Here is a 23,558-nt window from a genome sequence, read left to right on the forward strand (position 1 = left end):
AAGATCTACCAAGGAGGTCTCGTGATCGACGGGCAACCGCTCGCCTGTTTTCAGCCGTTCATCGATACCGCCACCGGCCGTATCGCCGGCGTCGAGGCGCTGGGCCGTTTGCGCCAGGCCGATGGTCGACTGGCCTCGGTGGGGCCGCTGTTTGCCAACCCGCGCACCAACGCTGCCGCCCTTCGTCGCCTGGACCGACAAGTACGCGAGGATGCCTTGAGTCGCCTGCATGAGGCGCCATCCGACTGGTTTCTCAGCCTGAACATCTCCCCGCGCTGGATCAGTCGCTTGCGTGCGGAGCAGCCGCTGCCGAGCCTCAAGCAATTGAGCCGGCAAGCTGTCGACCCACGGCGCATCGTTTTCGAAATCACCGAGTTGGGTGGCGACACCCAGCGCCTGGCACAGGTGGTGGCACGTTACCGGCAAGCTGGCGCGCGGATAGCTATCGATGATTTCGGCGCTGGTTACTCGCAACTCGATCGCGTATTGGCCCTGCAGCCGGACATTCTCAAGCTCGACATGCGACTGTTCCAGGCCGCGGCACTGGGAGGCCCAAGCAGCGACGTGGTCAAGGCGCTGGCGCAGATGGCAGAAAAGACCGGCTGCTGGATCATTGCCGAAGGCGTGGAAACCGAAGCTCAGTTGAATTTTGCCCTGGAATGCGGTTCGCGCTACGTACAAGGCTTTCTGTTCGCCCGGGCGCAAGAAGCGTTCTTTGCCACAGACGCCTTTGTCGAACGATTCGCACAACTGCGCCAGCGTTACGTTCAACAGAAACTCACCGAGCATGGCCGCCTGATGATCATGCGCCAGCAGCTCAGCGAACTGATGGCCATTCTACAATCCTGGGCCGAGGCACGTGCACCGCTCAATGCCCTGCCGCAGCTCAACGCCTTCCCATGGCTGCTGCGCTTTTATCAGTGCGACCGACACGGCACGCAACTGACCCCGAATCTTGAGTGGCGCAATAACCGTTGGGAAGCCGACACTCGCTACCTGGGCCACAACTGGTCCTGGCGCCCCTACTTTTATCACCTGCTGGCGCAAGGCTTGGAAGAGCGCCGCCTGACCCTGTCCAACATCTATCGCGACGCCACGAGTAACCAGTACTGCCTGACCGCCGGGCAGTTTTTCGACAATGGTGATCGCCTGCTACTCATGGATATCGACGCAGCCGGCTTGTAGTTCCGCTTGCAGGTCATGGCGCGAACCGGGAAGCTAGGCCATCAGTCACCTGACGGAGAGACCCCGCCTTGGATTGGCACACCCTGCTCACCCGCGAACGCCTCGGAAAGCCTCTGCACAGCCCTGAAGAGCTCGGCCGCAGCCCTTTTCACAAAGACCACGACCGCATCATTTTCTCGGGGGCTTTCCGCCGCCTCGGGCGCAAGACCCAGGTCCATCCGGTGTCCAGCAATGATCACATTCATACGCGCCTGACCCACTCGCTGGAAGTCAGTTGCGTGGGTCGCTCACTGGGCATGCGGGTCGGCGAAACCATCCGCAGCGCCCTGCCCGACTGGTGCGAACCCAGCGACCTGGGGATGGTGGTGCAATCGGCCTGCCTGGCACACGACATCGGCAACCCGCCTTTCGGCCATTCCGGTGAAGACGCGATCCGTCACTGGTTCCAGCAAGCGGCCGGCCGTGGCTGGCTGGATGCAATGAGTGAAGCCGAGCGCAATGACTTCCTGAATTTCGAAGGCAATGCCCAGGGCTTTCGGGTACTCACGCAACTCGAGTATCACCAGTTCGACGGCGGCACCCGACTGACCTATGCAACGCTGGGCACGTACCTGAAGTATCCATGGACGGCCAGGCACGCCGACTCGCTGGGCTACAAGAAACACAAGTTCGGCTGCTATCAGAGCGAGCTTGCGCTACTGGAGCAGATCGCGAATAAACTCGGCCTGCCACAACTGGAGGAGCAACGCTGGGCGCGGCATCCGCTGGTGTACCTGATGGAGGCCGCCGACGACATCTGCTATGCGCTTATCGACCTGGAAGACGGCCTGGAAATGGAGTTGCTGGAATACGCTGAAGTCGAGTCCCTGTTGCTGGACCTGGTGGGCGATGACTTGCCGGAGACCTATCGCCAGCTCGGTCCCGGTGATTCGCGCCGACGCAAACTGGCGATCCTGCGCGGCAAGGCCATCGAGCACTTGACCAACGCCGCGGCCCGCGCCTTTGTCGAGCAACAGGACGCGCTGTTGGCTGGTACCTTGCCCGGCGATCTGGTGGAGCATATGCACGGGCCCGCCAAGCGTTGCGTGCTGAACGCCAAGGACATGGCCCGCAAGAAAATCTTCCAGGACAAGCGCAAGACCCTGCACGAGATCGGAGCCTATACCACACTGGAAATCCTGCTCAACGCCTTTTGTGGTGCAGCGCTGGAGCAGCACAACGGACGTACGCCGTCGTTCAAAAGCCGTCGCATCCTTGACCTGCTGGGCAACAATGCACCCGATCCACACGGCCCGTTGCACACTTCGTTTTTACGCATGATTGATTTCATCGCCGGAATGACCGACAGCTATGCAAGCGACATGGCCCTGGAGATGACCGGACGCGCTAGCCACTGAGGTGTATCGATTGGTCAGCCATTACGACATTCGTTATGGCTGATCCCCCCTTCAACATCCAACAGCGCTCAAGTATCGGCGAATCGCCCTACAGCACATGGCGAGCAAACTGATCGCTTGCCTGACACTCTCGCGAAACAATCGCCCTCCCTTCTGTTTGACAGTTGAAGTGCGCCCATGGCCGAAGACGATCTACGCATTCTCGTGGTGGAGGACCACCCCTTCCAACTGATAGCGACTCAATGCCTGCTGGAAAGTTATGGCTTCACTCGGCTGACGACCACCGACAGCGCCAAAGGCGCCATGCAGCAAATGCTCAGGGCCGACCAGCCGTTCGACATCCTTTTATGCGATCAATGCCTGCCCGATCTGACAGGGCTCGATCTGGTCCGGTTCGCCAGCCGGCGAGGGCTGATCAGACGGGCGATCATCCTGAGTAGCCTGACGATGTCTGAATTGGATGAACTTGTAAAAACGGCCACTGAACACGGGTTGCCATTATTGGGCTATTTGATAAAACCGTTGAAACAATCTGAATTCAGAGAGTTGTTGACTACAACTCAAACACAGGAAAAAACACATATAAAAACAAATAAAAATACAATGAAAAACTGATAAAAGACCTGCCGCCAAAGTTCATCCGGACATCGAATTTTCTTGGCCTTCCTAATAAGAATCCCAACTACTACGTAGTCCTATTCTTTTTAATGTGTAGGATTTTTCCTATATTGCGGCTACAGCTCGGTCAGTTCATGCGTCCCTCCAAGTATCTGAGCTAAGGTGCGCGCTTTGTTTGAGCTCGCATGGGATTTTATTATGAACTCCGTTTTTATTGTCGATGATCACCCGGTTATCCGCCTTGCCGTTCGAATGTTACTGGAACATGAAGGTTACAAAGTCGTCGGCGAAACCGATAATGGGGTCGACGCCATGCAGATGGTCCGCGAATGCATGCCGGACCTGGTGATTCTCGACATCAGCATTCCAAAACTTGATGGCCTGGAAGTGCTATCCCGATTCAACGCAATGAGTACCCCTCTTAAAACGCTGGTACTGACAGCACAATGCCCGACACTTTTCGGCATTCGTTGCATGCAATCCGGTGCATCGGGCTATGTCTGCAAACAAGAGGACATCAGTGAACTGGTCAGCGCCATAAAAGCGGTATTTGCCGGTTACAACTATTTCCCGAGCGAGGCCCTGAACCCCGTCCGAGGAGATGAAACACGCTGCATCGAACTGGAATTGTTCAAATCCGTAAACGACCGGGAGTTGATGGTCTTGCAACTTTTTGCCCAAGGTCGCACAAACAAGGAAATCGCCAAGGGCATGTTTCTGAGCAACAAGACCGTGAGCACCTACAAAAAGCGCCTCATGCAGAAACTCAAAGCCAAATCCCTGGTTGAACTCATTGAGATGGCAAAACGTAACGCACTCGTGTGAGAACCTGGATGCCCAGCCGTTTGAAGGTCTATCTGATTCAAGTGACCGCAGGTCTATGCGTGAGCACCTCGTTGTTCGGGGCACCGGGCAATGAACACTACACGCTGCTCAGCCGCTCGAAGGCCGGGACGCTGGAGATTCGACTGGATGAAACCCAGCGACAATGGTTAACCCAAAAAAATCAACTGACGCTCGGTACGTCGGCCCCCGACTACCCCCCTTTCGACCTGACCACCAGCGGTCAGGACTATGAAGGGTTTACCGCCGATTACGCAGGTCTTCTGGGAGAAGCGACTGGATTGTCTGTCAAGGTTCGGCGTTTTGACTCTCGAGGGGCCGCGATCGCCGCGCTGCAGAACGGCGATGTCGATCTGCTTGGCACCGCCAATGGATTCGAAGCGGACAATACCGACATTGCTCTGTCCATACCCTATGCCGTCGACCAACCCGTACTGGTGACCCGCGAAGGGGAAACCCGATCCCTCACCGATGGCCTGGCCGGATTGCGCCTGAGCATGGTGTATCACTACTTGCCGCTGGCGGAAGTCAAGGCGTTGTACCCGAAGGCGATCATTACGTCCTATCCGTCCTACCAGAATGCGATCAATGCCGTTGCTTTCGATCAGGCCGACGTGTTTCTCGGTGACACCATTTCAACTCACTACATGATCAACAAGGGGTACCTGAACAACATCCGCATGGCCAACTTCGGCAAACATGAAGCCTTTGGTTTCAGCTTCGCCGTTAACAGGAACAACCCCGAGCTGCTCGGCATCATCAACGCAATGATCAGGGCCATCCCCTCCAGTGAACGAGAAAACATCGCCAAACGCTGGAGCGCCGGCAGCGACATTCTGCTAACCGATCAAAAGCTGCAACTCACTGACCGGGAAGAACGCTGGCTGGCACACCACCCGATAGTGCGCGTCGTCGTCAACGAAGCCTTCGCGCCACTGACGTTTTTCGATAGCAATGGCAACTTTCGCGGGGTCAGCGCGGATTTGCTTGAGCTGATCAGGTTGCGCACCGGCTTGCGCTTTGACATCCAGCGCAGTCGGAACGATGACGAGATGATCAAACAGATCAGGGACAACCAGGCCGATGTGATCGGCGCGCTACTCCCCAGCGCCCAGCGTCAAACCCAACTGAACTTTACCCGCCCCTTTCTGGAAAATTCCTACGTCCTACTGACCCGTAAAGCCGCCGACAGCCCGACCAACCTCGAGCAGTTGCAGGACAAGCGCCTGGCCATTGCCCGCGGCAATCCACTCATGGATTACCTGCGCAGAGAGTTTCCCCGTATCAAGCTGATCGAAACCCCGGACACCTTCAGCGCCGTAGAGATGCTCGCCGAAGGCCAGGCCGACGGCTCGGTGAATTCACTGATCATTGCCAACTACTTCACCTCATCGAGTCTCTTCGAGCACACATTGCAAATCAGCACCACCATCGGCACCGAGCAGGCGGCGTTTTCCCTTGCCACCGCTCGGAATGCCAAGGAGTTGAACGCCATTCTCGACAAGGCGCTTCTGAGCATCTCGCCGGAGGAGCTGGGTATCATCAACAGTCGCTGGCGCGGCTATTCGGCATCGTCGCAAAGCACCTGGCGCAATTATCAAAGACTGTTCTACCAAATTGTCATCGGTGCTGGCGTGCTGTTGCTGATTTCCGTTGCGTGGAACGACTACATGCGACGCCAGATCAAGCAACGCAAGGCTGCCGAGCGTGCGTTGAGCGATCAGTTCGAGTTCATGCGATCACTGGTCAATGGCACGCCCCATCCGATCTATGTACGTGATCGCCAGGGGCTACTGCAAAGTTGCAATGACAGTTACCTGCAAGCGTTCTGCGCCAGGCGTGAAGATGTCATCGGCAAAAGCGTGATGCAGGGAGCGATGAGCAATGTGTTCGAAGCCCGGGAGTACCAGGCTGACTACCAACGCGTGGTGACCGAGGGCAGGCCGTTGATCGTCGATCGCGAACTGCACATTGGCGGCCGGCGGCTGACGATCTATCACTGGATTCTTCCCTATCGGGATTCCAGCGCGAAAGTGCAAGGCATTATCGGTGGCTGGATCGACATCAGCGATCGGCGGCAACTGCTCGATGATCTGCGTTGCGCGAAAGAACGCGCCGATAACGCCAACCGGGCCAAAAGCACGTTTCTGGCCACGATGAGCCATGAGATCCGCACACCGATGAATGCAATCATCGGCATGCTTGAGCTGGCACTCAAGCGTCTTGATCATCAGCACGCGGAGCGTCCGGCCATCGATGTCGCGTATAACTCGGCGAAAGGCTTGCTGGAGCTGATTGGCGACATCCTCGACATTGCCAGAATCGAATCAGGGCGCTTGAGCCTGAGCCCGGAGCGCGTCAATCCGGGTGAACTCGTGGCCTCGGTCGTGCGGATCTTCGATGGCCTGGCCCGACAGAAGGAACTCGAGCTGGTGCTGGAGTTTTCATCGGCCAACCCGCCCTTCGATGTGTTGCTGGACCCTTTGCGCTTCAAACAGGTGCTATCCAACCTGATCAGCAATGCCATAAAATTTACCGAGCAAGGCCAGGTCCGGGTCATTGTCGACCTGCAGCCGGCAACACAACCCGATCATGCGCAGATGCGGGTGCAGGTTCACGACAGTGGTATCGGGATCAGCGAACAGGAGCAACAGCGCCTGTTCGAACCCTTCGCCCAGGCCGACCACACCATGCAATCGGCCAGGGGAGGCGCGGGGCTGGGGCTGGTGATCAGCCGCAATCTCTGCGAGATGATGGGCGGTAGTCTGCAATTGCGCAGCGAGTCGGGTGCCGGCACTCAAGTAGAGGTGCTGCTGCAGCTGGAAACGTTGCCGCTGCAACAGTCAGCCCAGGTGGCCGAAACCCAAATCGTCGTCGCCACAACCCCATTAAATGTCCTGGTGGTCGACGATCACTCGGCCAATCGTTTGCTCACGTGCCAGCAACTGGAGTTTCTTGGGCATCGATTTTCCGTCGCGGCCGATGGCCAGGAGGGACTGGAGGTCTGGAAAGACCACCCGTTTGATCTGGTGATTGCCGATTGCAACATGCCCGTCATGAACGGTTACGAGCTGGCCCGTGCCATTCGCCAGCATGAAAGACAAAACCATCGTCCTCCCTGCACCGTTGTCGGCTTTACCGCCAATGCCCAACCGGAAGAGGTTCAACGCTGCAAGCAAGCCGGAATGGACGACTGCCTGTTCAAACCCCTCAGCCTCGGCGCCTTGAGTCTATGGGTAGAAGGCATTGAACCCAGCCATGCAACCCCGGCGTTCAGCCTCCGCGGGTTGAAACAGCTGACCGGGGACAATCCGATGTTGAACCGGCGATTGCTGAACGAATTGGTGAGCAGCAACCGCCAGGATCTGCAAACACTGTTGACGCTATCCAGTTCCGGGGATAGGCAGGCGCTGCAGGATATTGCCCACAAAATCAAAGGCGCAGCCCGGATAGTGCAGGCCTCTCGCTTGATCGACAGCTGCGAGGCACTTGAAGCTGCCTGCCATGAGGATTTCGATCGCGAAAAAGTGGCTGGATGCTGCAAATCCATGGAGTGCGCCATGCTTGAGTTGGACGACGCGTTACTGCGTCAGATTGACCATTACGACGAAGGCAAAGTGACAGAGCCTTAACTATGCTTGGCCCCTTGGCAGTGTGTTGACCATCATGGAGAAACCCGCAATGCCTAACCCACTGCGCCCCGATCCACGCCGGTTTCCACTGCATGTCCATATCAGCGTGATGTTCACCTTTTTGTTGTTGCTGACCGGGGTAGTGCTGGGACTTTTCAACTACCGGCAAACCACACAAATCATACTGTCGAGCAGTGAAAAACTCTTCAACCGCATTGAGCAGGATGTCCGACTGGACCTGCATGCGACCTATGAGCCCATTCGTCATCTGTTGAGCCTGTTGGCACTCAATCCGGCGGGCCAGTCCACTGATCTGGAACAACGCCTGGCACTGCTCGAACCGTTCAGCCAGTCACTCGAGGACAACCCCAATCTGGCTTCGCTGTACCTGGGCTACGACAATGGTGACTTTTTCATGGTCCGCCCGCTGCGTACCCCAGAGGTCAAGGCCCTGGTAAAGGCCCCGGACACCGCGGCTTATCAAGTCTGGAGCATCGAACACAACAGCAGCGGCCAGGTCCGTTCCCAGTCTTTGTTCTTCGACCGGAACCTGGCACTGGTCAGCCATCAGGACAACCTGAACGACACGTACGACCCACGTAACCGTGCCTGGTTTACCAGCGCCCGCGGCGACAATGACCAGATCACGACCGAACCCTATATCTTTTTTTCCACCCACGACATTGGCACGACGCTGGCACGCCGCAGCGGTGACAAGGCAATCCTGGCCGCCGACCTGACCCTGGCCGAACTCAGCGCGACCCTGGCCAAGCATGTCGTGACCCCCAATACCGAAATCGTGCTGTTCGATGCGCAGGGCAATGCCATTGCCTACCCCGATAGCCGCAGGCTGATCGTCGATGACCAGACCTCCCGCCTGATCAAGGCAGCGGACCTCAACCCCAGCCTGGGCGCGTTGCTCAACAGTCCGTCTCAAGGCAACCGCCTGAACGCCAGCGGCCGACAGTGGATCGTGGCCCGCAGCAGCATGCAGGAAGGCGGCCCCCAAGGCCTGCAACTGGCTCTGCTGGTACCGGAAGACGAGTTGCTCGTCGACGCTTACCGGATGCGCTGGCAAGGCGCGCTCATTACCCTGGCAACACTGTTGTTATGCGTGCCGTTGGGTTGGCTGACATCAAGAGTCCTGGTCAAACCCTTGCGCGCCCTGGTGCAGGAGGCCGATGCGATTCGCAGTTTCGATTTCAATTTCCCGCTTTCCCGTCGCTCGCCGGTGCTCGAAGTCGACCAGCTGAGTGTGTCGATGGCACGGATGAAGGACACACTGGCGAGTTTCTTCCAGATCACTGACAGCCTCAGCGCCGAAACCCGTTTCGCCCCGCTGCTGGAACGGGTGTTGTTTGAAACCGTGAAAATCGGTCAGGCCCAGGCCGGCCTGATCTATCTGCGCGAAGGTGATGGTGAGCAAATGGAACCCCACGGCCTGGTCATCAATGACACCGCCGAAGACCTGCAATCCTTCGACATTCGCGGACACTCGCTCGAGAACCCGCAAAGCCCCACATGGCTACAGCAACTGGCAATCGTCGACAATGTCGTCAGCAACCTGGGGTTCGAGCAGGCGGGTGATCTGCAGAAAGTCTTGCTCGCGCTGAAAAGTCCCCGGGTTCATCTGATCGGAATCCGCCTGCACAATCGTCACAACGAAACCGTGGGCCTGCTGGTGCTGCTGCTGGCCGACAGTGGCGAGCAAAGCGACCTGGACAAACTGCGACCGGACCGCATTGCGTTTCTCCAGGCGGTGTCCGGCGCGGCTGCCGTGTGCATCGAAAGCCAGCGCCTGCAAGCCCGGCAAAAACAACTGCTGGACGCCTTCATTCAACTGCTGGCCGGCGCCATCGACGCCAAAAGTCCCTACACCGGCGGCCATTGCCAACGCGTGCCGGAACTGACCCTGATGCTCGCCCATGCGGCGGCGGCCAGCCAGGAGCCTGCCTTCAGCGCCTATCGGCCAACCGAAGATGAATGGGAGGCACTGCACATCGCCGCCTGGCTGCACGATTGCGGCAAGGTCACCACGCCGGAATACGTCGTCGACAAAGCCACGAAGCTGGAAACCCTGACCGATCGCATCCACGAAATCCGCACCCGCTTCGAGGTACTCAAGCGCGATGCCTGGATCAGCTACTGGCAGGCCATCGCCCTGGGCGGTGATGAGCAATCGCTGGCAGAACTGCGCAATGCCAGCCTGGCCGGGCTGGATGATGATTTCGCCTTCGTTGCCCGCTGCAATCTTGGTGGCGAAGCCATGGCCGACGCTGATCTGCAACGTCTGCGCAGCGTGGCTGAACGCACCTGGACCCGAACCCTGGATGACCGGCTGGGCGTGTCCTGGGAGGAGAACCGGCGTCAGGCCCGAACACCCGCCCCCACCCTGCCCGTCAGTGAACCCTTACTGGCGGACAAGCCTGAGCATCTGTTCGAACGCAGTGAACACGAAGTGATACCGCAAGATAATCCCCTGGGCTTCAAACTCGATGTGCCGCCCCACAAATACAACCGGGGTGAGCTGTACAACCTGAGCATTGTCCGCGGCACCCTGACGAGCGAAGAGCGTTATGTCATCAATAACCACATCGTCCAGACGATCCTGATGCTCAACCATCTGCCGTTCCCCGCGCACTTGCGCAACGTCGCGGAAATAGCCGGTGGGCATCACGAGAAAATGGACGGCAGCGGTTACCCGAAACGTTTGAAACGCGAAGAAATGAGCCTGCCGGCGCGGATGATGGCGATAGCCGATATTTTCGAAGCGTTGACGGCCGCCGACCGCCCCTACAAAAAAGCCAAGACCTTGAGCGAGGCGCTGGGCATCATGGCCTTCATGTGCCGTGATGCCCACATCGACCCGGAGCTGTTCGGCCTGTTCATCAAGGCACAGATCTATTTGCAATACGCCAGACGCTTTCTCGACCCGCAGCAGATCGATACGGTAGACGCGTCGGGCCTGCTGGCCAAGGCAGGCCTGGCGTCTTGATCAGCAGTCGGTCAGGCGCAGGAAAATTGCCGCCAGCTGTTCGATTCCGGCCTGGTCCTGCGCGGTAAAACGCGCGAGCTTCGGACTGTCGAGATCGAGCACGCCGATCAATCGGCCATCCTTGACCAACGGCACCACCAGTTCGCTGTTCGATGCGCTGTCGCAGGCAATGTGACCGGGGAACGCGTGCACATCTTCGACCAACTGAGTCTGCAAGGTCGCGGCTGCGGTTCCGCAGACGCCACGCCCGAACGGAATCCGCACGCAAGCGATCTGCCCCTGAAACGGGCCCAGCACCAGTTCCTCATTGCGGTTGAGGTAAAAACCGGCCCAGTTCAGGTCTTCGAGCTGATTGAACAGAAACGCCGAGAACTGAGCGGCATTGGCGATGAAGTCCCGCTCGTCCGCCAGCAAGGACTCCAGTTGCGCATGCAGCATGCCGTAGCCTTCGAGGCCCTGGCCGCTCTTTTGTAAATCGATCATGCCTTGTGCTCCAACAGTTTCAGCCCGACCCAGTAACGGGCAAATTGATAGGCGCAACGTCCATTGCGATTGCCTCGGCCAGTGGCCCAACGTACCGCCAGAATGTCCAGTTCTTCGCTGCGCTGCCACGCCAGTCCGGCCTTGCCGGCCAACTGGCCGATCCAGTGCTCGACGACGTTGAGGAAGTGTTCCTGGGTAAACGGATAGAACGACAGCCACAAACCGAAGCGGTCCGACAGCGCGATCTTGTCTTCAACCGCCTCGCTGGGATGCAGTTCGCCGTCGACCCGTTTCCAGTTTTCGTTGTCACTTTCCTTTTCCGGCACCAGATGGCGACGGTTGGACGTGGCGTACAGCAAAACGTTGTCCGGAGCCTGTTCCAGTGAGCCATCAAGGACGCTTTTGAGCACTCGGTAATCGCCCTCGCCCGACTCGAACGAGAGGTCATCGCAAAACAGCACGAAGCGCTGGGGAAGCTTGCCGATCTGTTCGACCACTCGCGGCAGGTCTGCCAGATGATCACGTTCAATCTCGATCAAACGCAAACCGGCGTGAGCGTGTTCGGCCAACAAGGCGCGCACCAGCGACGATTTGCCGGTGCCGCGTGAACCCCAGAGCAAGGCGTGGTTGGCGGGCATGCCATCGAGGAATTGTTGGGTATTGCGCCCAAGCTGCTCGACTTGCCGGTCGACGCCGATCAGGTCCGACAGGCGCATGTCGAGGCTGACCTCCAGCGGCATCAGATAACCGCCGCGCGACTCACGCTGCCAGCGCGCGGCCAGGCAATGCGTCCAGTCGATGGCTGGCCTGGGTGCCGGCAGCAACGGCTCGATTCGGGCCAGAACGGCATCGGCGCGTTCAAGAAAAGCATTCAATCGGGAATCCACGACTTCTCCTCGGGCACGTTCACAGTAATGATGGTGATACAGCGACGAAACACAGCGTCAGACAAGTGGCTGCCCCCGCGGTACAGGCCTCACGAGAGCATCAGCAGACAGGCATGATCGACTATGCTTGAGCAGCGAAAGGAAACGGAAGTGGTTCACCCCCCCATGGACATCAAATTCACCAACCGGCTGTCATTCAAGCAAGCCCGGCTTACCGTGCTGGTCGGTTTCATTTTGGGCACGCTGCTCAGCCTGCTGCAAATAGGCATCGATTATGCCAGTGAAGACGCTTCCATCAATCGTGAAATCCTTTCATTACTTGAAATCAGCCACAACCCGGCTTCGCGAATCGCCTACAACATCGACGCCGAACTCGCCAAGGAACTGACCCAGGGTCTGCTGCGCTCGCCGGCGATCATCGGTGTGAAACTGACCGACAACAACGGCACCGTGCTGGCCAACGTCAAGCGACCCGGCATGCAAAACGGCTACCGGCTGTTCAGTGACTTCCTGTTCGGCGCCAATCGACAGTTCGAAGACCGGCTTTACCTGGATCATTTACCCAACGAATCCCTGGGAACACTGCGGCTGAACGTCGACACCTACGCCTTCGGCAACCGCTTCCTGCGCCGGGCCGAAGTGACCCTGCTCAACGGTTTCGCCCGCAGCCTGCTGCTGTCCGGCATCCTGCTGGCGCTGTTCTATGTGATGCTGACCAAGCCTCTGGTGCGGGTCATCCGTGAACTCAGCGGCCGCGACCCGAGCAGTACCGAGCCGACGTCGCTGGAATGTCCCGCCGGGCATGCCAACGATGAGATCGGCGTGCTGGTCAAGGTTGCCAACCAGCAGTTCAAAAACATCGCCACCGAAATCCAGCAACGGCGCAACGCGGAAAATCGCCTGACCGAGTACCTCGGTCAACTGGAAAACATCGTCTCGGCCCGCACCGCCGAACTCAAGGCGATCAATACCCGACTGAGCCAATCCAATGAGGAACTGGAAGCCGCCCGCAGTACCGCACTGGACATGGCCGAAGCCCGATCGGTGTTCCTGGCCAACATGAGCCATGAAATCCGCACGCCCCTCAATGGCTTGCTCGGGATGATCGCACTGTCCCTCGATGGACCACTGAATGCCGAACAACAGCAGCAACTGTCGATCGCTCATGACTCGGGCAAAGTGCTGGTGGAACTGCTCAACGATATTCTCGATTTGTCGAAGTTCGATGCCGGTCAACTCGAACTCGAACACATCCCCTTCGACCTCGGCTCGCTGATCGAGGACACCGCCAACCTGTTGTCGCAGAACGCCGCCCCCAGCGTCGAACTGACCTGCCTGATCGATCCGCACTTCCCGGCACTGGTGCTCGGCGATCCGACCCGGGTGCGACAGATCGTCAGTAACCTGCTGTCCAACGCCCTCAAGTTCACCCGTTTCGGGCGTGTCGACGTGCGCCTGTCGACCTTCGAGGACGGCGTCAGAATCGAGGTCTGCGACACCGGCATCGGCATCCCCCGGGATGCCCAGTTCAAAATCTTCCAGCCGTTCACCCAGGCTGGCGCCGGTATTACCCGCCAATTTGGCGGTACCGGGTTGGGCCTGGCGCTGACCTACAATCTTTGCGAAGCCATGCAAGGGCGCCTGACGATCAGCTCCGAGCCGGGTTTTGGCAGCCAGTTCTACGCGGATCTGCCATTGCCCAGCCACACCCGTGCAATGCCTGTCGTTTTGCTCAAGGGCAAAGTCATCGCCATCACGGCCGCCAGCAGCGGGCTGGGCGAACTGCTGAACAGTCTGTTACCTGGCTGGGGGCTGGACTATGAACGCCGCTCCATGGATGACCCACTGCTTGGCCTGGCAGCCGATGTGCTCATCACTGACTGCCCCGAATGCCTGTTCAATTTGCGCCCCGCCCTCAGCGCGCCGATCCTGCTGATCACCGCTTATGGCAACTTCATGCCCGGCGAAGAGGTCAATGCCCTCGCGCCCCTGCAACAACAGGCCCGCCCCCTGGCCCGCAATACGCTGTATCAGTCCTTGCGGCGGATCCTGCAACCGCAAACCCACCCGATCAACGATGCTCCGCCCGACGCACAATCCCCGCAATGCCGCGGGCGCGTGCTGCTCGTGGAAGACAACCCGGTCAACCAGTTGGTGGCCAAGGGCATGCTCGGCAAACTCGGCTGCGAGGTGACCACCGCGTCCCATGGTGGCGAGGCCCTGGATCAACTCGAGCAACGGGATTTCGACCTGGTGCTGATGGACTGCAACATGCCGGTGATGGACGGCTACGAAGCCAGCCGGCAAATCCGCCGCAGCGGGCGCTGGCCCCAACTGCCAATCGTCGCCCTGACGGCCAACGCCATGTCAGAGGAACGCGAACGCTGTCGTGCCGCCGGCATGAGCGACTACCTGGCCAAACCCTTCCGGCGCGAAGAACTGGCCGCCCTGCTGGACTTGTGGATTCCCGCTACGACAGCGCCTTGATCTGCCCCAACAGGTGATCGAGACCGTCGCGCAAGTCGTTGAGACGATTCAGATCGACCCCGCTGTCGCACAACAGGCGCGCCTTGAGTGGCCCGACTTGATCGCGCAAGGCCATGCCAGCCGGCGACAGGCTCAGGTGCACTTCACGCTCATCGCGCGCCGAACGCTGGCGCTGCACCAGTTGCAGTTGTTCGAGGCGCTTGAGCAAGGGTGTCAGCGTGCCGGAATCCAGGGCCAGACGCTCGCCCAACGCCTTGACGGTCGGTTGCTCCGGAGCCGCTTCCTGCCACTCCCACAACACCAGCATCGCCAGGTATTGAGGGTAGGTCAGGCCCAACTGATCGAGCATTGGCTTGTAGGCCCGAATTACCGCCCGGGAAGCCGCATACAGCTTGAAACACAGCTGGCTGTCGAGCTTCAGGGAATCGACTGACAAGGTGTTCATTTGAGCAGGGCTTCGATCTCTTGGGTCAGGTCCTGCGGCTTGGTCGCCGGGGCGAAGCGCTTGACCAGTTGCCCGTCCTTGCCGATCAGGAACTTGGTGAAGTTCCACTTGATGCCCTGGGAGCCCAACACACCCGGTGCGCGCTTTTTCAACTGCACGAACAGCGGATGGGCGTCGGCGCCGTTGACGTCGATCTTTTTGAACAGCGGGAAGCTGACACCGAAGTTCAGCTCGCAGAACTCGGAGATCGCCCCTTCATTGCCCGGCTCCTGCTTGCCGAACTGATTGCAGGGAAAACCGAGCACCACCAGCCCCTGGTCCTTGTAGGTCTGCCACAGCTCTTCCAGGCCTTTGTACTGCGGAGTGAAACCGCACTTGCTGGCCGTGTTGACCACCAGCACGGCTTTGCCGGCGAAATCCGCCAGAGTCTTTTGCTCACCCTTGATCGTGGTGCAAGGGATGCTCAGCAGGTTGTCGCTCATGTTCGAGGTTCCGAGTGAATGCCAGAGAAAACAAAATAGCGAGCAATTGAATTGTGTGCAATTTAAATAATTGCACAGACGATCAACTGTAGGAGCTGGCTTGCCAGCGAAGGGGCCCTCAAGTATTGCATCGCATTCAAGGACGCCATCGCTGGCAAGCCAGCTCCTACAGGGGAATTGCGGGGCGTCGGATTATTCGCGTGGAACGAGGTCCAGACACACCGAATTGATGCAATACCGCAGGCCCGTCGGCGGCGGACCATCAGGGAATACGTGCCCCAGGTGCGCATCGCATTTGGCGCAGACCACTTCGGTGCGGATCATGCCGTGGCTGACATCCCGGATTTCGGTCATGGCGTTGTCGCCGATCGGCGCATAGAAGCTCGGCCAGCCGCAACCGGAGTCGAACTTGGTCGTTGAGTCGAACAGCGGCTCGTTACAGCAGATGCAGTGGTAGATACCGTCGGTCTTGGTGGCGTTGTACTTGCCGGAAAACGGTCGTTCGGTGCCCTTGAGACGACACACGTTGTACTGCTCTGGATCGAGCATCGCCTTCCATTCTTCCAGGGTTTTTTCCAACTTTTCCATCATCACACCTCAGCGGCTGAAAAAGCCCGATCTGTACCTTTTCCACGGATCGGGCGGCACGTATGATTGCGCCTCGTCAAACGCCAGTCTGGCAGCCAGACCACGCGCATTCAAACGGAAATATGGGTGCTGCATCTCAAGGCGTCAGGCCTGTGTGAATACGCAGGATTCCCAGTACGGTTGTCCAAACGCCGACTGGATCGTTCATTTTCGGGAACACATCGCCATGCAGGTCAGCAAATCGAACAAGCTCGCCAACGTCTGCTACGACATTCGCGGCCCGGTGCTCAAGCACGCCAAGCGCCTGGAAGAGGAAGGCCATCGCATCCTCAAGCTGAACATCGGCAACCCGGCGCCTTTTGGTTTCGAAGCACCGGATGAAATCCTCCAGGACGTGATCCGCAACCTGCCGACCGCCCAGGGCTATAGCGACTCCAAGGGCCTGTTCAGCGCGCGCAAGGCCGTGATGCAGTACTACCAGCAAAAGCAGGTAGAAGGTGTCGGCATTGAAGACATCTACCTGGGTAACGGCGTTTCCGAACTGATCGTGATGTCGATGCAAGCCCTGCTCAACAATGGCGACGAAGTGCTCGTGCCTGCGCCTGACTACCCGCTGTGGACGGCAGCCGTGAGCCTGTCCGGCGGCAACCCGGTGCATTACCTGTGTGACGAGCAAGCCAACTGGTGGCCGGACCTGGCCGACATCAAGGCCAAGATCACCCCGAACACCAAGGCCCTGGTAATCATCAACCCGAACAACCCGACCGGCGCGGTGTATTCGAAGGAAGTGCTGCTGGGCATGCTGGAACTGGCCCGCCAACACAATCTGGTGGTGTTCTCCGACGAGATCTACGACAAGATCCTCTACGACGATGCCGTGCACATCTGCACCGCCTCCCTGGCGCCAGACCTGCTCTGCCTGACCTTCAACGGCCTGTCCAAGTCCTATCGCGTGGCCGGCTTCCGTTCCGGCTGGATCGCCATTTCCGGTCCGAAGCACCATGCCCAGAGCTACATCGAAGGCATCGACATGCTGGCCAACATGCGCCTGTGCGCCAACGTGCCGAGCCAGCACGCGATCCAGACCGCCCTGGGCGGCTATCAGAGCATCAATGACCTGGTGCTGCCGCAGGGCCGCCTGCTGGAGCAACGCAACCGCACCTGGGAATTGCTCAACGACATTCCGGGCGTGAGCTGCGTCAAGCCGATGGGCGCGCTGTATGCATTCCCGCGGATCGACCCCAAGGTCTGCCCGATCCACAACGACGAAAAGTTCGTCCTCGACCTGCTGCTCTCTGAAAAGCTGCTGGTGGTTCAAGGCACCGCTTTCAACTGGCCATGGCCGGACCACTTCCGCGTCGTGACCTTGCCACGCGTCGATGACCTGGAGATGGCCATCGGACGCATCGGCGGCTTCCTCAAGTCCTACCGCCAGTAAGCGGCCCGTCACCGTGCGACGCTGCTGCAGCGTCGCACGGTGATTCATTCAGCAACATATGCATGCGCGCCACCGGTGGCAACCGCTTCGCGCCCTGCCGGATGACGCCCTGCCTGCTCGCGCCTAACAAAGGCGGGGGCCTTCGACATGATTTGACTGACAAACACTTCCCGCACTCGCGTCGGAAATGCCCTGCAAGCAGCTAGACTGTTGCCGTAGGACACAGTTTGAAATAGTCACCCGGTTGAATACCCCGGTGCAGCACCTTATATACCCCGCAGTAAGCTACATCTTTAGCATGAGGAGATTTCTACAACCATGATGCGCATCCTGCTGTTCTTGGCCACTAACCTGGCGGTCGTGCTGATTGCCAGCATCACCCTGAGCCTTTTCGGCTTCAACGGGTTCATGGCGGCCAATGGGGTTGACCTCAACCTCAATCAGCTGCTGATTTTCTGTGCGGTCTTTGGTTTCGCCGGTTCGCTGTTCTCGCTGTTCATCTCCAAGTGGATGGCGAAGATGAGCACCAGCACCCAGATCATCACCCAGCCACGCACCCGTCACGAGCAATGGCTGCTGCAAACCGTCGAGCAACTGTCCCGCGAAGCCGGGATCAAGATGCCCGAAGTCGGTATCTTCCCGGCCTACGAGGCGAACGCCTTCGCCACCGGCTGGAACAAGAACGACGCGCTAGTCGCCGTGAGCCAGGGTCTGCTCGAACGTTTCTCGCCGGATGAAGTCAAAGCCGTCCTGGCCCACGAAATCGGCCACGTGGCCAATGGCGACATGGTTACCCTGGCACTGATCCAGGGCGTGGTGAACACCTTCGTGATGTTCTTCGCCCGGATCATCGGCAATTTCGTCGACAAGGTGATCTTCAAGAACGAAGAAGGCCAAGGCATTGCCTACTACGTGGCGACCATTTTCGCCGAACTGGTTCTGGGCATCCTGGCCAGCGCCATCGTCATGTGGTTCTCGCGCAAGCGCGAATTCCGTGCCGACGAAGCCGGTGCAAACCTGGCCGGCACCGCCGCGATGATTGGCGCCCTGCAACGCCTGCGGGCGGAACAAGGCCTGCCGGTGCACATGCCCGACACCCTGAACGCCTTCGGCATCAACGGTGGCATCAAGCAAGGGTTCGCTCGCATGTTCATGAGCCACCCGCCGCTGGAAGAGCGTATCGACGCTCTGGCTCGTCGTCGTGGCTAACAGGCTCCACAGCAAATCAAAAGGCCCGCAGTGATGCGGGCCTTTTTTTGTCTGCTGGAATGTTTCGGTGTTTTTTAGGACCTCTTCGCGAGCAAGCCCGCTCCCACAAGGGTCCTGCGTCGCTCACAAATCCCCTGTGGGAGCGGGCTTGCTCGCGAAGGGGCCAGTGCAGCTAATCGATCCTACCGACTGGAAACCCGATACACCCGCTCCTCAAGCCGCGTCACACCCGCCTCCAGAAACTTCCCGCTCTCGCTCAACACATCCTGATCTTCCAGGATCTTCAGCGCCCATGAGTCACTGAACAATCGCCGTACCTCATCATCGAGTACAGCAAACGGCGGGCCGGGCATTTGTGCCTGGTCATAGTCCAGGGTAATCACCAGGCCAAGGGCTTCCTTCGGCAGTATCCGCTTCAAATGGGCGGCATAGCGCTCTCGCATTTCCGCCGGCAACGCGATCAACGCCGCGCGATCATAAAGCGCGGAGCAATCGGCAACATCGCCTGCCGTCAGCTCGAAGAAGTCGCCGCACCACAGCTCAATGGAACCTGCCCGATAAACCTTGAACGGCCCCTGTTCGCTGACGGCCGGATCAAAGCCGTGTTCGCTGAAAAACTCCTCGACGGCTTTTTCCGACAGTTCAACTCCCAAGACCTCATGGCCTTGATGGGCGAGCCATAGCAAGTCCAGGCTTTTTCCACATAGCGGCACCAACACGCGTGCGCCTTCTTCAAGGCTTAACGCTGGCCAGAACCGCTTCAGATAAGGGTTCACTTGCGGCAGGTGAAAGCCGATCTGATTCGACGCCCACTTCTTGTGCCAAAACTCCGGCTGCATAAATAACCCCGAAAATTCGATCAAAACACCCTAAAACTTATATTAGATTTAGATTAATGATCTGACTGAAGATGTTGCATCTTAACCCTCAGGAGCTCATTCATGTTCCCCAGCCTGTACATATCCCACGGCTCCCCCATGCTCGCCCTGGAACCCGGCGCCAGCGGCCCCGCACTCGCCCGCCTGGCCGCCGAGATACCGAAGCCCAAGGCCATCGTGATTGTGTCTGCGCACTGGGAGAGCAATGAGCTGCTGGTCAGCGCAAATCCACAACCGGAAACCTGGCACGATTTCGGTGGTTTCCCCAAAGCCCTGTTCGAGGTCCAGTACCCCGCTTCCGGCGACCCACGACTCGCGGCAGAGGTTTGCCAGTTATTGAAAGCTGATGGCCTTCCTGCCCGTGTCGACAGCAATCGGCCTTTCGACCATGGCGTCTGGGTACCCTTGTCGTTGATGTATCCGCAAGCGGATATCCCGATTGTGCAGGTATCTCTGCCCACCCGTGGCGGCCCCGCCCTACAGACCCGCGTCGGCCACGCGCTGGCCAGCCTGCGCGAACATGGCGTCCTGCTGATCGGCTCCGGCAGCATCACTCACAACCTGCGCGAACTCGACTGGCATGCCGGCCCCGAGAGCGTTGAGCCCTGGGCCCTGGCGTTTCGCAACTGGATGATCGAAAAACTCGCAGCAAATGACGAAGCCGCCCTGCACGACTATCGCGCGCAGGCGCCAAACGCTGTACGCAGTCATCCGAGTGATGAGCACTTGTTGCCGCTGTACTTTGCCCGCGCTGCCGGGGGGCAATTCAGTGTTGCCCACCAAGGGTTCACCATGGGCGCACTGGGCATGGACATTTACCGCTTCGGCTGACAGGCAGACCGCGTCGCGGCCTTCGCGAGCAAGCCCACGGGGGATCGCGGTCAAATGTGGGAGCGGCGGTGCGACGATTCGACTTGCTCGCGAAGAGCGGTGCCACACATCAACCGCCGACCACAAAGCAGCAGGCAAAAAAAATCCCCGAACCAGTCGGGGATTTTTTATGTTCGATCAATCAGCCCGAGAGCGGATCAATCTTCGCGGTAGCGACGCAGCTTCAACTGCTTGCCGGCAACGCGAGTGTCCTTCAGCTTGGTCAGCAACTTCTCAAGACCATCTTCCGGCAGCTCGACGAGGCTGAAGCTGTCACGCACCTGGATGCGACCGATGGCTTCACGCGCCAGACCACCTTCGTTGAGGATGGCGCCCAGCAGGTTCTTGGCAGCGATACCATCACGCGCGCCCAGCGCGGTACGGCAACGTGCACGGCCTTCGCCCAGTGGCATCGGAGCACGACGCTCACGGTCGCCACGCTCAGGACGATCACCGGAACGCTCCGGACGATCGCCACGCGGTGCGTTGTTAGGCACCAGCGGACGTTCTTTCTCGATAGCGGCCAGGTTCAGCGCTTGACCGTTGGTAGCCTTGCGCAGCAGGGCTGCAGCCAGGGCACGCGGGCTGCAACCGATGTCGGCGGTCAGGCGATCGAGCAGATCACCGTGAGTCGATTCGGCCTCGGCCACCAGTGGCGACAGGCTGTTGGTCAGTTTCTTGATGCGCGCATCCAGAACGGCTTGAGCGTCTGGCAGGCGAACTTCAGCAACCTTCTGACCGGTTACACGCTCGATCACTTGCAGCATGCGGCGCTCACGCGGAGTCACCAGCAGCAGTGCACGACCTTCGCGACCGGCACGGCCGGTACGGCCGATACGGTGAACGTAGGACTCTGGATCGTACGGCATGTCAACGTTGAACACGTGAGTGATGCGCGGAACGTCCAGGCCACGAGCGGCAACGTCGGTCGCCACAACGATGTCCAGACGGCCATCCTTGAGGGAGTCGATCACGCGCTCACGCTGGTTCTGGGCGATGTCACCGTTCAGCGCGGCGGCTTTGTAGCCTTTGGCTTCCAGGGCACTGGCCAGATCCAGGGTCGCTTGCTTGGTGCGTACGAACATGATCAGGGCGTCGAAATCTTCCACTTCCAGCAAGCTGAGAACGGCCGAAGTCTTCTGGTCAGCGTGAACCAACAGGTGAGCCTGTTCGATCGCGGTAACGGTCTGGGTCTTGGTCTGGATCTTCACGTGTTGCGGATCGCGCAGGTGGCGTTCGGCAATGGCACGGATCGACTGCGGCAAGGTGGCCGAGAACAATACGGTCTGACGGGTTGCAGGCAGAGCCTTGAAGATAACTTCCAGGTCGTCCATGAAGCCCAGCTTGAGCATTTCGTCAGCTTCGTCGAGAACCAGGTGGTTCACAGTCGCCAGTACTTTTTCGTCGCGACGCAGGTGGTCGCACAGACGGCCCGGAGTGGCGACAACGATCTGTGCGCCATTACGGATTGCTTTCAGCTGTGGGCCCATCGGCGCGCCGCCGTAGACAGCCACAACAGTTACGCCAGGCATTTGCTTGGCATAGGTTTCGAAAGCGGTTGCAACTTGTAGCGCCAACTCACGAGTTGGGGCCAGGATCAGGGCTTGCGGTTCGCGCTTTGCAGGATCGATGCGATGCAGGATCGGCAGGGCGAACGCAGCGGTTTTACCCGTACCGGTTTGCGCCTGACCAATCATGTCGTGACCGGCCATGATGATCGGGATCGATTGCTGCTGAATAGCCGATGGCTCTTCGTAGCCAGTCGCGGTGACGGCTGCAAGAATATTCGGATTAAGATTAAAAGCGGCGAAGCCGCCGGTTTCCTGGGTCATGGGTCTGCCTCTAAGTGCATCCGCAAAGACCCATGCTCCAAAGCTGCGCGTGCCGTGTTGAGACTCAAGAGTCGCCCTGGCAGCTTTGTCGGCGGGGATTTGCGAAAACGAATGAATGAAAAGAATCGTCAAGGAAGAGTCCGCTGGGCGGACGTGCAGCCGAAGCTGGCTTCGGGGAATTGCGCTACCTAAACGCGGCCCGGTTAAAGGCCGGCGCGCACTATACCGGAATTCGCTAAAAAAGGGAGCTTTTTTTATCGAAAATCCACCGGGCACGCCGTTGTGTCACATGCTTTGCGAATAATCGATCAGCCGTCTATTTTTCAAAGGCCCGGCCTTGCGGGTGATGGCGCTAAAACGGTTCACCTTTTGCCGTGCAGACCGCCGGTCTGGCACGCCTTTCCCACCCCGAGGATCGCTCCATGAATCAGCCCTGCTCCAGTCGAGTCAGCCGCGAACGGCATGGCCATGTGTTCATGATTGGTCTGGATCGGGTGGCCAAGCGCAATGCCTTCGATCTCGACCTGCTCAACGCCTTGAGTCTGGCCTATGGCGAATTCGAGGCCGATAGCGAGGCGCGCGTGGCGGTGGTGTTCGCTCATGGCGAGCACTTCACCGCCGGACTCGATCTGGTCAATGCCAGCGTCACCCTGGCAGATGGCTGGCAGGTTCCACCCGGCGGCTGTGATCCGTGGGGAGTGTTCGCAGGTCCCAGGGTCAACAAACCGGTGATCGTCGCCGCCCAAGGCTATTGCCTGACCATCGGCATCGAATTGATGCTGGCCGCCGATATCAACCTGTGCGCCAGCAACACCCGGTTCGCGCAGATGGAAGTGCAACGCGGGATCTTCCCGTTCGGTGGCGCGACACTGCGCCTGCACCAAGTGTCGGGTTGGGGCAACGCCATGCGCTGGTTGTTGACCGGCGATGAGTTCGACGCCCGCGACGCCTTGCACCTGGGCCTGGTGCAGGAGGTCATGGCCAGTGAAGACTTGCTGCCCAGGGCGATCGAGCTGGCCGAGCGGATCGCCCGCCAGGCGCCGCTAGGTGTGCAGGCGACGCTGATGTCCGCGCGACAGGCCCGCTATGAAGGGGAAATAGCTGCAGCACAGGCGTTGCCGGCGCTGGTCAAGAAGTTGATGGCCAGCGAGGACGTCAAGGAAGGTGTGCGGTCGATGGTGGAGCGGCGGCCCGGGGTTTTCAAAGGGATTTAACCCTGTATTGCCAGTTAGAAAGCCATCGCGAGCAAGCTCGCTCCTACAGTGGGTCTTCGGCGTCCAAAAGACCCT

The 23,558-nt window shown here is 59.1% G+C and carries 18 protein-coding genes; 11 read left to right on the plus strand and 7 right to left on the minus strand.

Translation table 11 applies throughout. The annotated features are described in order from the left end of the window. The first annotated feature begins 21 nt into the window (after positions 1-21). From QMK54_RS22685 to QMK54_RS22710, 6 genes are all read left to right on the plus strand, one after another. Entirely contained in the window at positions 22-1,185 is a 1,164-nt protein-coding gene (locus tag QMK54_RS22685) for an EAL domain-containing protein (RefSeq protein WP_320401385.1), read from the plus strand. A 68-nt stretch (positions 1,186-1,253) separates the two neighbouring features. Continuing rightward, positions 1,254-2,582 (plus strand): deoxyguanosinetriphosphate triphosphohydrolase, encoded by a 1,329-nt coding sequence (locus QMK54_RS22690; RefSeq protein ID WP_110660604.1) that lies wholly within the window; start codon positions 1,254-1,256, stop codon positions 2,580-2,582. A gap of 177 nt (positions 2,583-2,759) precedes the next feature. Continuing rightward, positions 2,760-3,197 carry a response regulator gene (locus QMK54_RS22695; protein WP_110660605.1) on the plus strand — a complete coding sequence of 146 codons (438 nt, stop codon included), beginning with the start codon at positions 2,760-2,762 and terminating at the stop codon, positions 3,195-3,197. A gap of 201 nt (positions 3,198-3,398) precedes the next feature. Continuing rightward, complete coding sequence (locus QMK54_RS22700; protein ID WP_008002663.1) at positions 3,399-4,025, plus strand: response regulator transcription factor; 627 nt, start codon at positions 3,399-3,401, stop codon at positions 4,023-4,025. 8 nt (positions 4,026-4,033) lie between these two features. Further along, on the plus strand, positions 4,034-7,675 hold the full coding sequence (locus QMK54_RS22705; RefSeq protein WP_320401386.1) for a transporter substrate-binding domain-containing protein: 3,642 nt from the start codon (positions 4,034-4,036) through the stop codon (positions 7,673-7,675). A 49-nt stretch (positions 7,676-7,724) separates the two neighbouring features. Beyond that, a complete protein-coding gene (locus tag QMK54_RS22710; protein ID WP_223591078.1) occupies positions 7,725-10,670 on the plus strand; it encodes an HD domain-containing phosphohydrolase in 2,946 nt (981 codons plus the stop codon). Here QMK54_RS22710 and QMK54_RS22715 read toward each other — a convergent pair whose 3' ends face one another. Both QMK54_RS22715 and QMK54_RS22720 read right to left on the minus strand, forming a co-directional pair. Then, positions 10,671-11,153, minus strand: a complete 483-nt coding sequence (locus QMK54_RS22715) for a GAF domain-containing protein (RefSeq protein ID WP_110663191.1) — start codon at positions 11,151-11,153, stop codon at positions 10,671-10,673. After that, positions 11,150-12,040 (minus strand): ATP-binding protein, encoded by an 891-nt coding sequence (locus QMK54_RS22720; protein ID WP_110663273.1) that lies wholly within the window; start codon positions 12,038-12,040, stop codon positions 11,150-11,152. Before QMK54_RS22720 ends, QMK54_RS22715 begins: the two co-directional genes overlap by 4 nt. Positions 12,041-12,163: 123 nt before the next feature. Here QMK54_RS22720 and QMK54_RS22725 point away from each other — a divergent pair, with 123 nt between their 5' ends. Then, positions 12,164-14,527, plus strand: coding sequence for a response regulator (locus tag QMK54_RS22725; protein ID WP_413787345.1), 2,364 nt, complete (start codon positions 12,164-12,166; stop codon positions 14,525-14,527). On the opposite strand, the gene QMK54_RS22730 is transcribed toward QMK54_RS22725, so the two are convergent. From QMK54_RS22730 to msrB, 3 genes are all read right to left on the minus strand, one after another. Beyond that, complete coding sequence (locus QMK54_RS22730) at positions 14,511-14,972, minus strand: MarR family winged helix-turn-helix transcriptional regulator (RefSeq protein ID WP_007983496.1); 462 nt, start codon at positions 14,970-14,972, stop codon at positions 14,511-14,513. The two genes, QMK54_RS22725 and QMK54_RS22730, sit on opposite strands and share 17 nt — an antisense overlap. Then, a complete protein-coding gene (locus QMK54_RS22735; protein ID WP_110659420.1) occupies positions 14,969-15,454 on the minus strand; it encodes a glutathione peroxidase in 486 nt (161 codons plus the stop codon). The genes QMK54_RS22730 and QMK54_RS22735 overlap by 4 nt, the downstream gene beginning before the upstream one ends. A gap of 192 nt (positions 15,455-15,646) precedes the next feature. Further along, complete coding sequence (gene msrB / locus QMK54_RS22740) at positions 15,647-16,042, minus strand: peptide-methionine (R)-S-oxide reductase MsrB (protein WP_110659423.1); 396 nt, start codon at positions 16,040-16,042, stop codon at positions 15,647-15,649. A gap of 226 nt (positions 16,043-16,268) precedes the next feature. On the opposite strand from msrB, the gene QMK54_RS22745 reads away from it, so the two are divergent. Together QMK54_RS22745 and htpX are read left to right on the plus strand one after the other, a co-directional pair. Continuing rightward, entirely contained in the window at positions 16,269-17,480 is a 1,212-nt protein-coding gene (locus QMK54_RS22745; protein WP_007973513.1) for a pyridoxal phosphate-dependent aminotransferase, read from the plus strand. A gap of 318 nt (positions 17,481-17,798) precedes the next feature. Then, a complete protein-coding gene (htpX, locus tag QMK54_RS22750; RefSeq protein ID WP_007973520.1) occupies positions 17,799-18,689 on the plus strand; it encodes a protease HtpX in 891 nt (296 codons plus the stop codon). Between the two features lie 182 nt (positions 18,690-18,871). Here the strand turns inward: htpX and QMK54_RS22755 are convergent, their stop codons facing one another. After that, positions 18,872-19,528, minus strand: a complete 657-nt coding sequence (locus tag QMK54_RS22755; protein WP_110659419.1) for a thiopurine S-methyltransferase — start codon at positions 19,526-19,528, stop codon at positions 18,872-18,874. 102 nt (positions 19,529-19,630) lie between these two features. On the opposite strand from QMK54_RS22755, the gene QMK54_RS22760 reads away from it, so the two are divergent. Then, on the plus strand, positions 19,631-20,398 hold the full coding sequence (locus QMK54_RS22760; RefSeq protein WP_223589519.1) for a DODA-type extradiol aromatic ring-opening family dioxygenase: 768 nt from the start codon (positions 19,631-19,633) through the stop codon (positions 20,396-20,398). A gap of 197 nt (positions 20,399-20,595) precedes the next feature. On the opposite strand, the gene QMK54_RS22765 is transcribed toward QMK54_RS22760, so the two are convergent. Continuing rightward, on the minus strand, positions 20,596-22,269 hold the full coding sequence (locus tag QMK54_RS22765; protein WP_034150150.1) for a DEAD/DEAH box helicase: 1,674 nt from the start codon (positions 22,267-22,269) through the stop codon (positions 20,596-20,598). Between the two features lie 422 nt (positions 22,270-22,691). Here QMK54_RS22765 and QMK54_RS22770 point away from each other — a divergent pair, with 422 nt between their 5' ends. Beyond that, complete coding sequence (locus tag QMK54_RS22770) at positions 22,692-23,483, plus strand: crotonase/enoyl-CoA hydratase family protein (RefSeq protein WP_110659417.1); 792 nt, start codon at positions 22,692-22,694, stop codon at positions 23,481-23,483. Positions 23,484-23,558: the final 75 nt, after the last annotated feature.

The sequence above is a fragment of the Pseudomonas sp. P5_109 genome, assembly GCF_034009455.1.
Lineage (GTDB): Bacteria > Pseudomonadota > Gammaproteobacteria > Pseudomonadales > Pseudomonadaceae > Aquipseudomonas.

Excerpts from the sequence above, each read along its gene's own strand:
- QMK54_RS22695 (WP_110660605.1), top strand. The coding sequence starts at position 2,760 with ATGGCCGAAGACGATCTACGCATTCTCGTGGTGGAGGACCACCCCTTC.
- QMK54_RS22700 (WP_008002663.1), top strand. The coding sequence starts at position 3,399 with ATGAACTCCGTTTTTATTGTCGATGATCACCCGGTTATCCGCCTTGCC.
- QMK54_RS22705 (WP_320401386.1), top strand. The coding sequence starts at position 4,034 with ATGCCCAGCCGTTTGAAGGTCTATCTGATTCAAGTGACCGCAGGTCTA.
- QMK54_RS22710 (WP_223591078.1), top strand. The coding sequence starts at position 7,725 with ATGCCTAACCCACTGCGCCCCGATCCACGCCGGTTTCCACTGCATGTC.
- QMK54_RS22715 (WP_110663191.1), bottom strand. The coding sequence starts at position 11,153 with ATGATCGATTTACAAAAGAGCGGCCAGGGCCTCGAAGGCTACGGCATG.
- QMK54_RS22725 (WP_413787345.1), top strand. The coding sequence starts at position 12,164 with ATGCTTGAGCAGCGAAAGGAAACGGAAGTGGTTCACCCCCCCATGGAC.
- QMK54_RS22730 (WP_007983496.1), bottom strand. The coding sequence starts at position 14,972 with ATGAACACCTTGTCAGTCGATTCCCTGAAGCTCGACAGCCAGCTGTGT.
- QMK54_RS22735 (WP_110659420.1), bottom strand. The coding sequence starts at position 15,454 with ATGAGCGACAACCTGCTGAGCATCCCTTGCACCACGATCAAGGGTGAG.
- msrB (WP_110659423.1), bottom strand. The coding sequence starts at position 16,042 with ATGGAAAAGTTGGAAAAAACCCTGGAAGAATGGAAGGCGATGCTCGAT.
- QMK54_RS22745 (WP_007973513.1), top strand. The coding sequence starts at position 16,269 with ATGCAGGTCAGCAAATCGAACAAGCTCGCCAACGTCTGCTACGACATT.
- htpX (WP_007973520.1), top strand. The coding sequence starts at position 17,799 with ATGATGCGCATCCTGCTGTTCTTGGCCACTAACCTGGCGGTCGTGCTG.
- QMK54_RS22755 (WP_110659419.1), bottom strand. The coding sequence starts at position 19,528 with ATGCAGCCGGAGTTTTGGCACAAGAAGTGGGCGTCGAATCAGATCGGC.
- QMK54_RS22760 (WP_223589519.1), top strand. The coding sequence starts at position 19,631 with ATGTTCCCCAGCCTGTACATATCCCACGGCTCCCCCATGCTCGCCCTG.
- QMK54_RS22765 (WP_034150150.1), bottom strand. The coding sequence starts at position 22,269 with ATGACCCAGGAAACCGGCGGCTTCGCCGCTTTTAATCTTAATCCGAAT.
- QMK54_RS22770 (WP_110659417.1), top strand. The coding sequence starts at position 22,692 with ATGAATCAGCCCTGCTCCAGTCGAGTCAGCCGCGAACGGCATGGCCAT.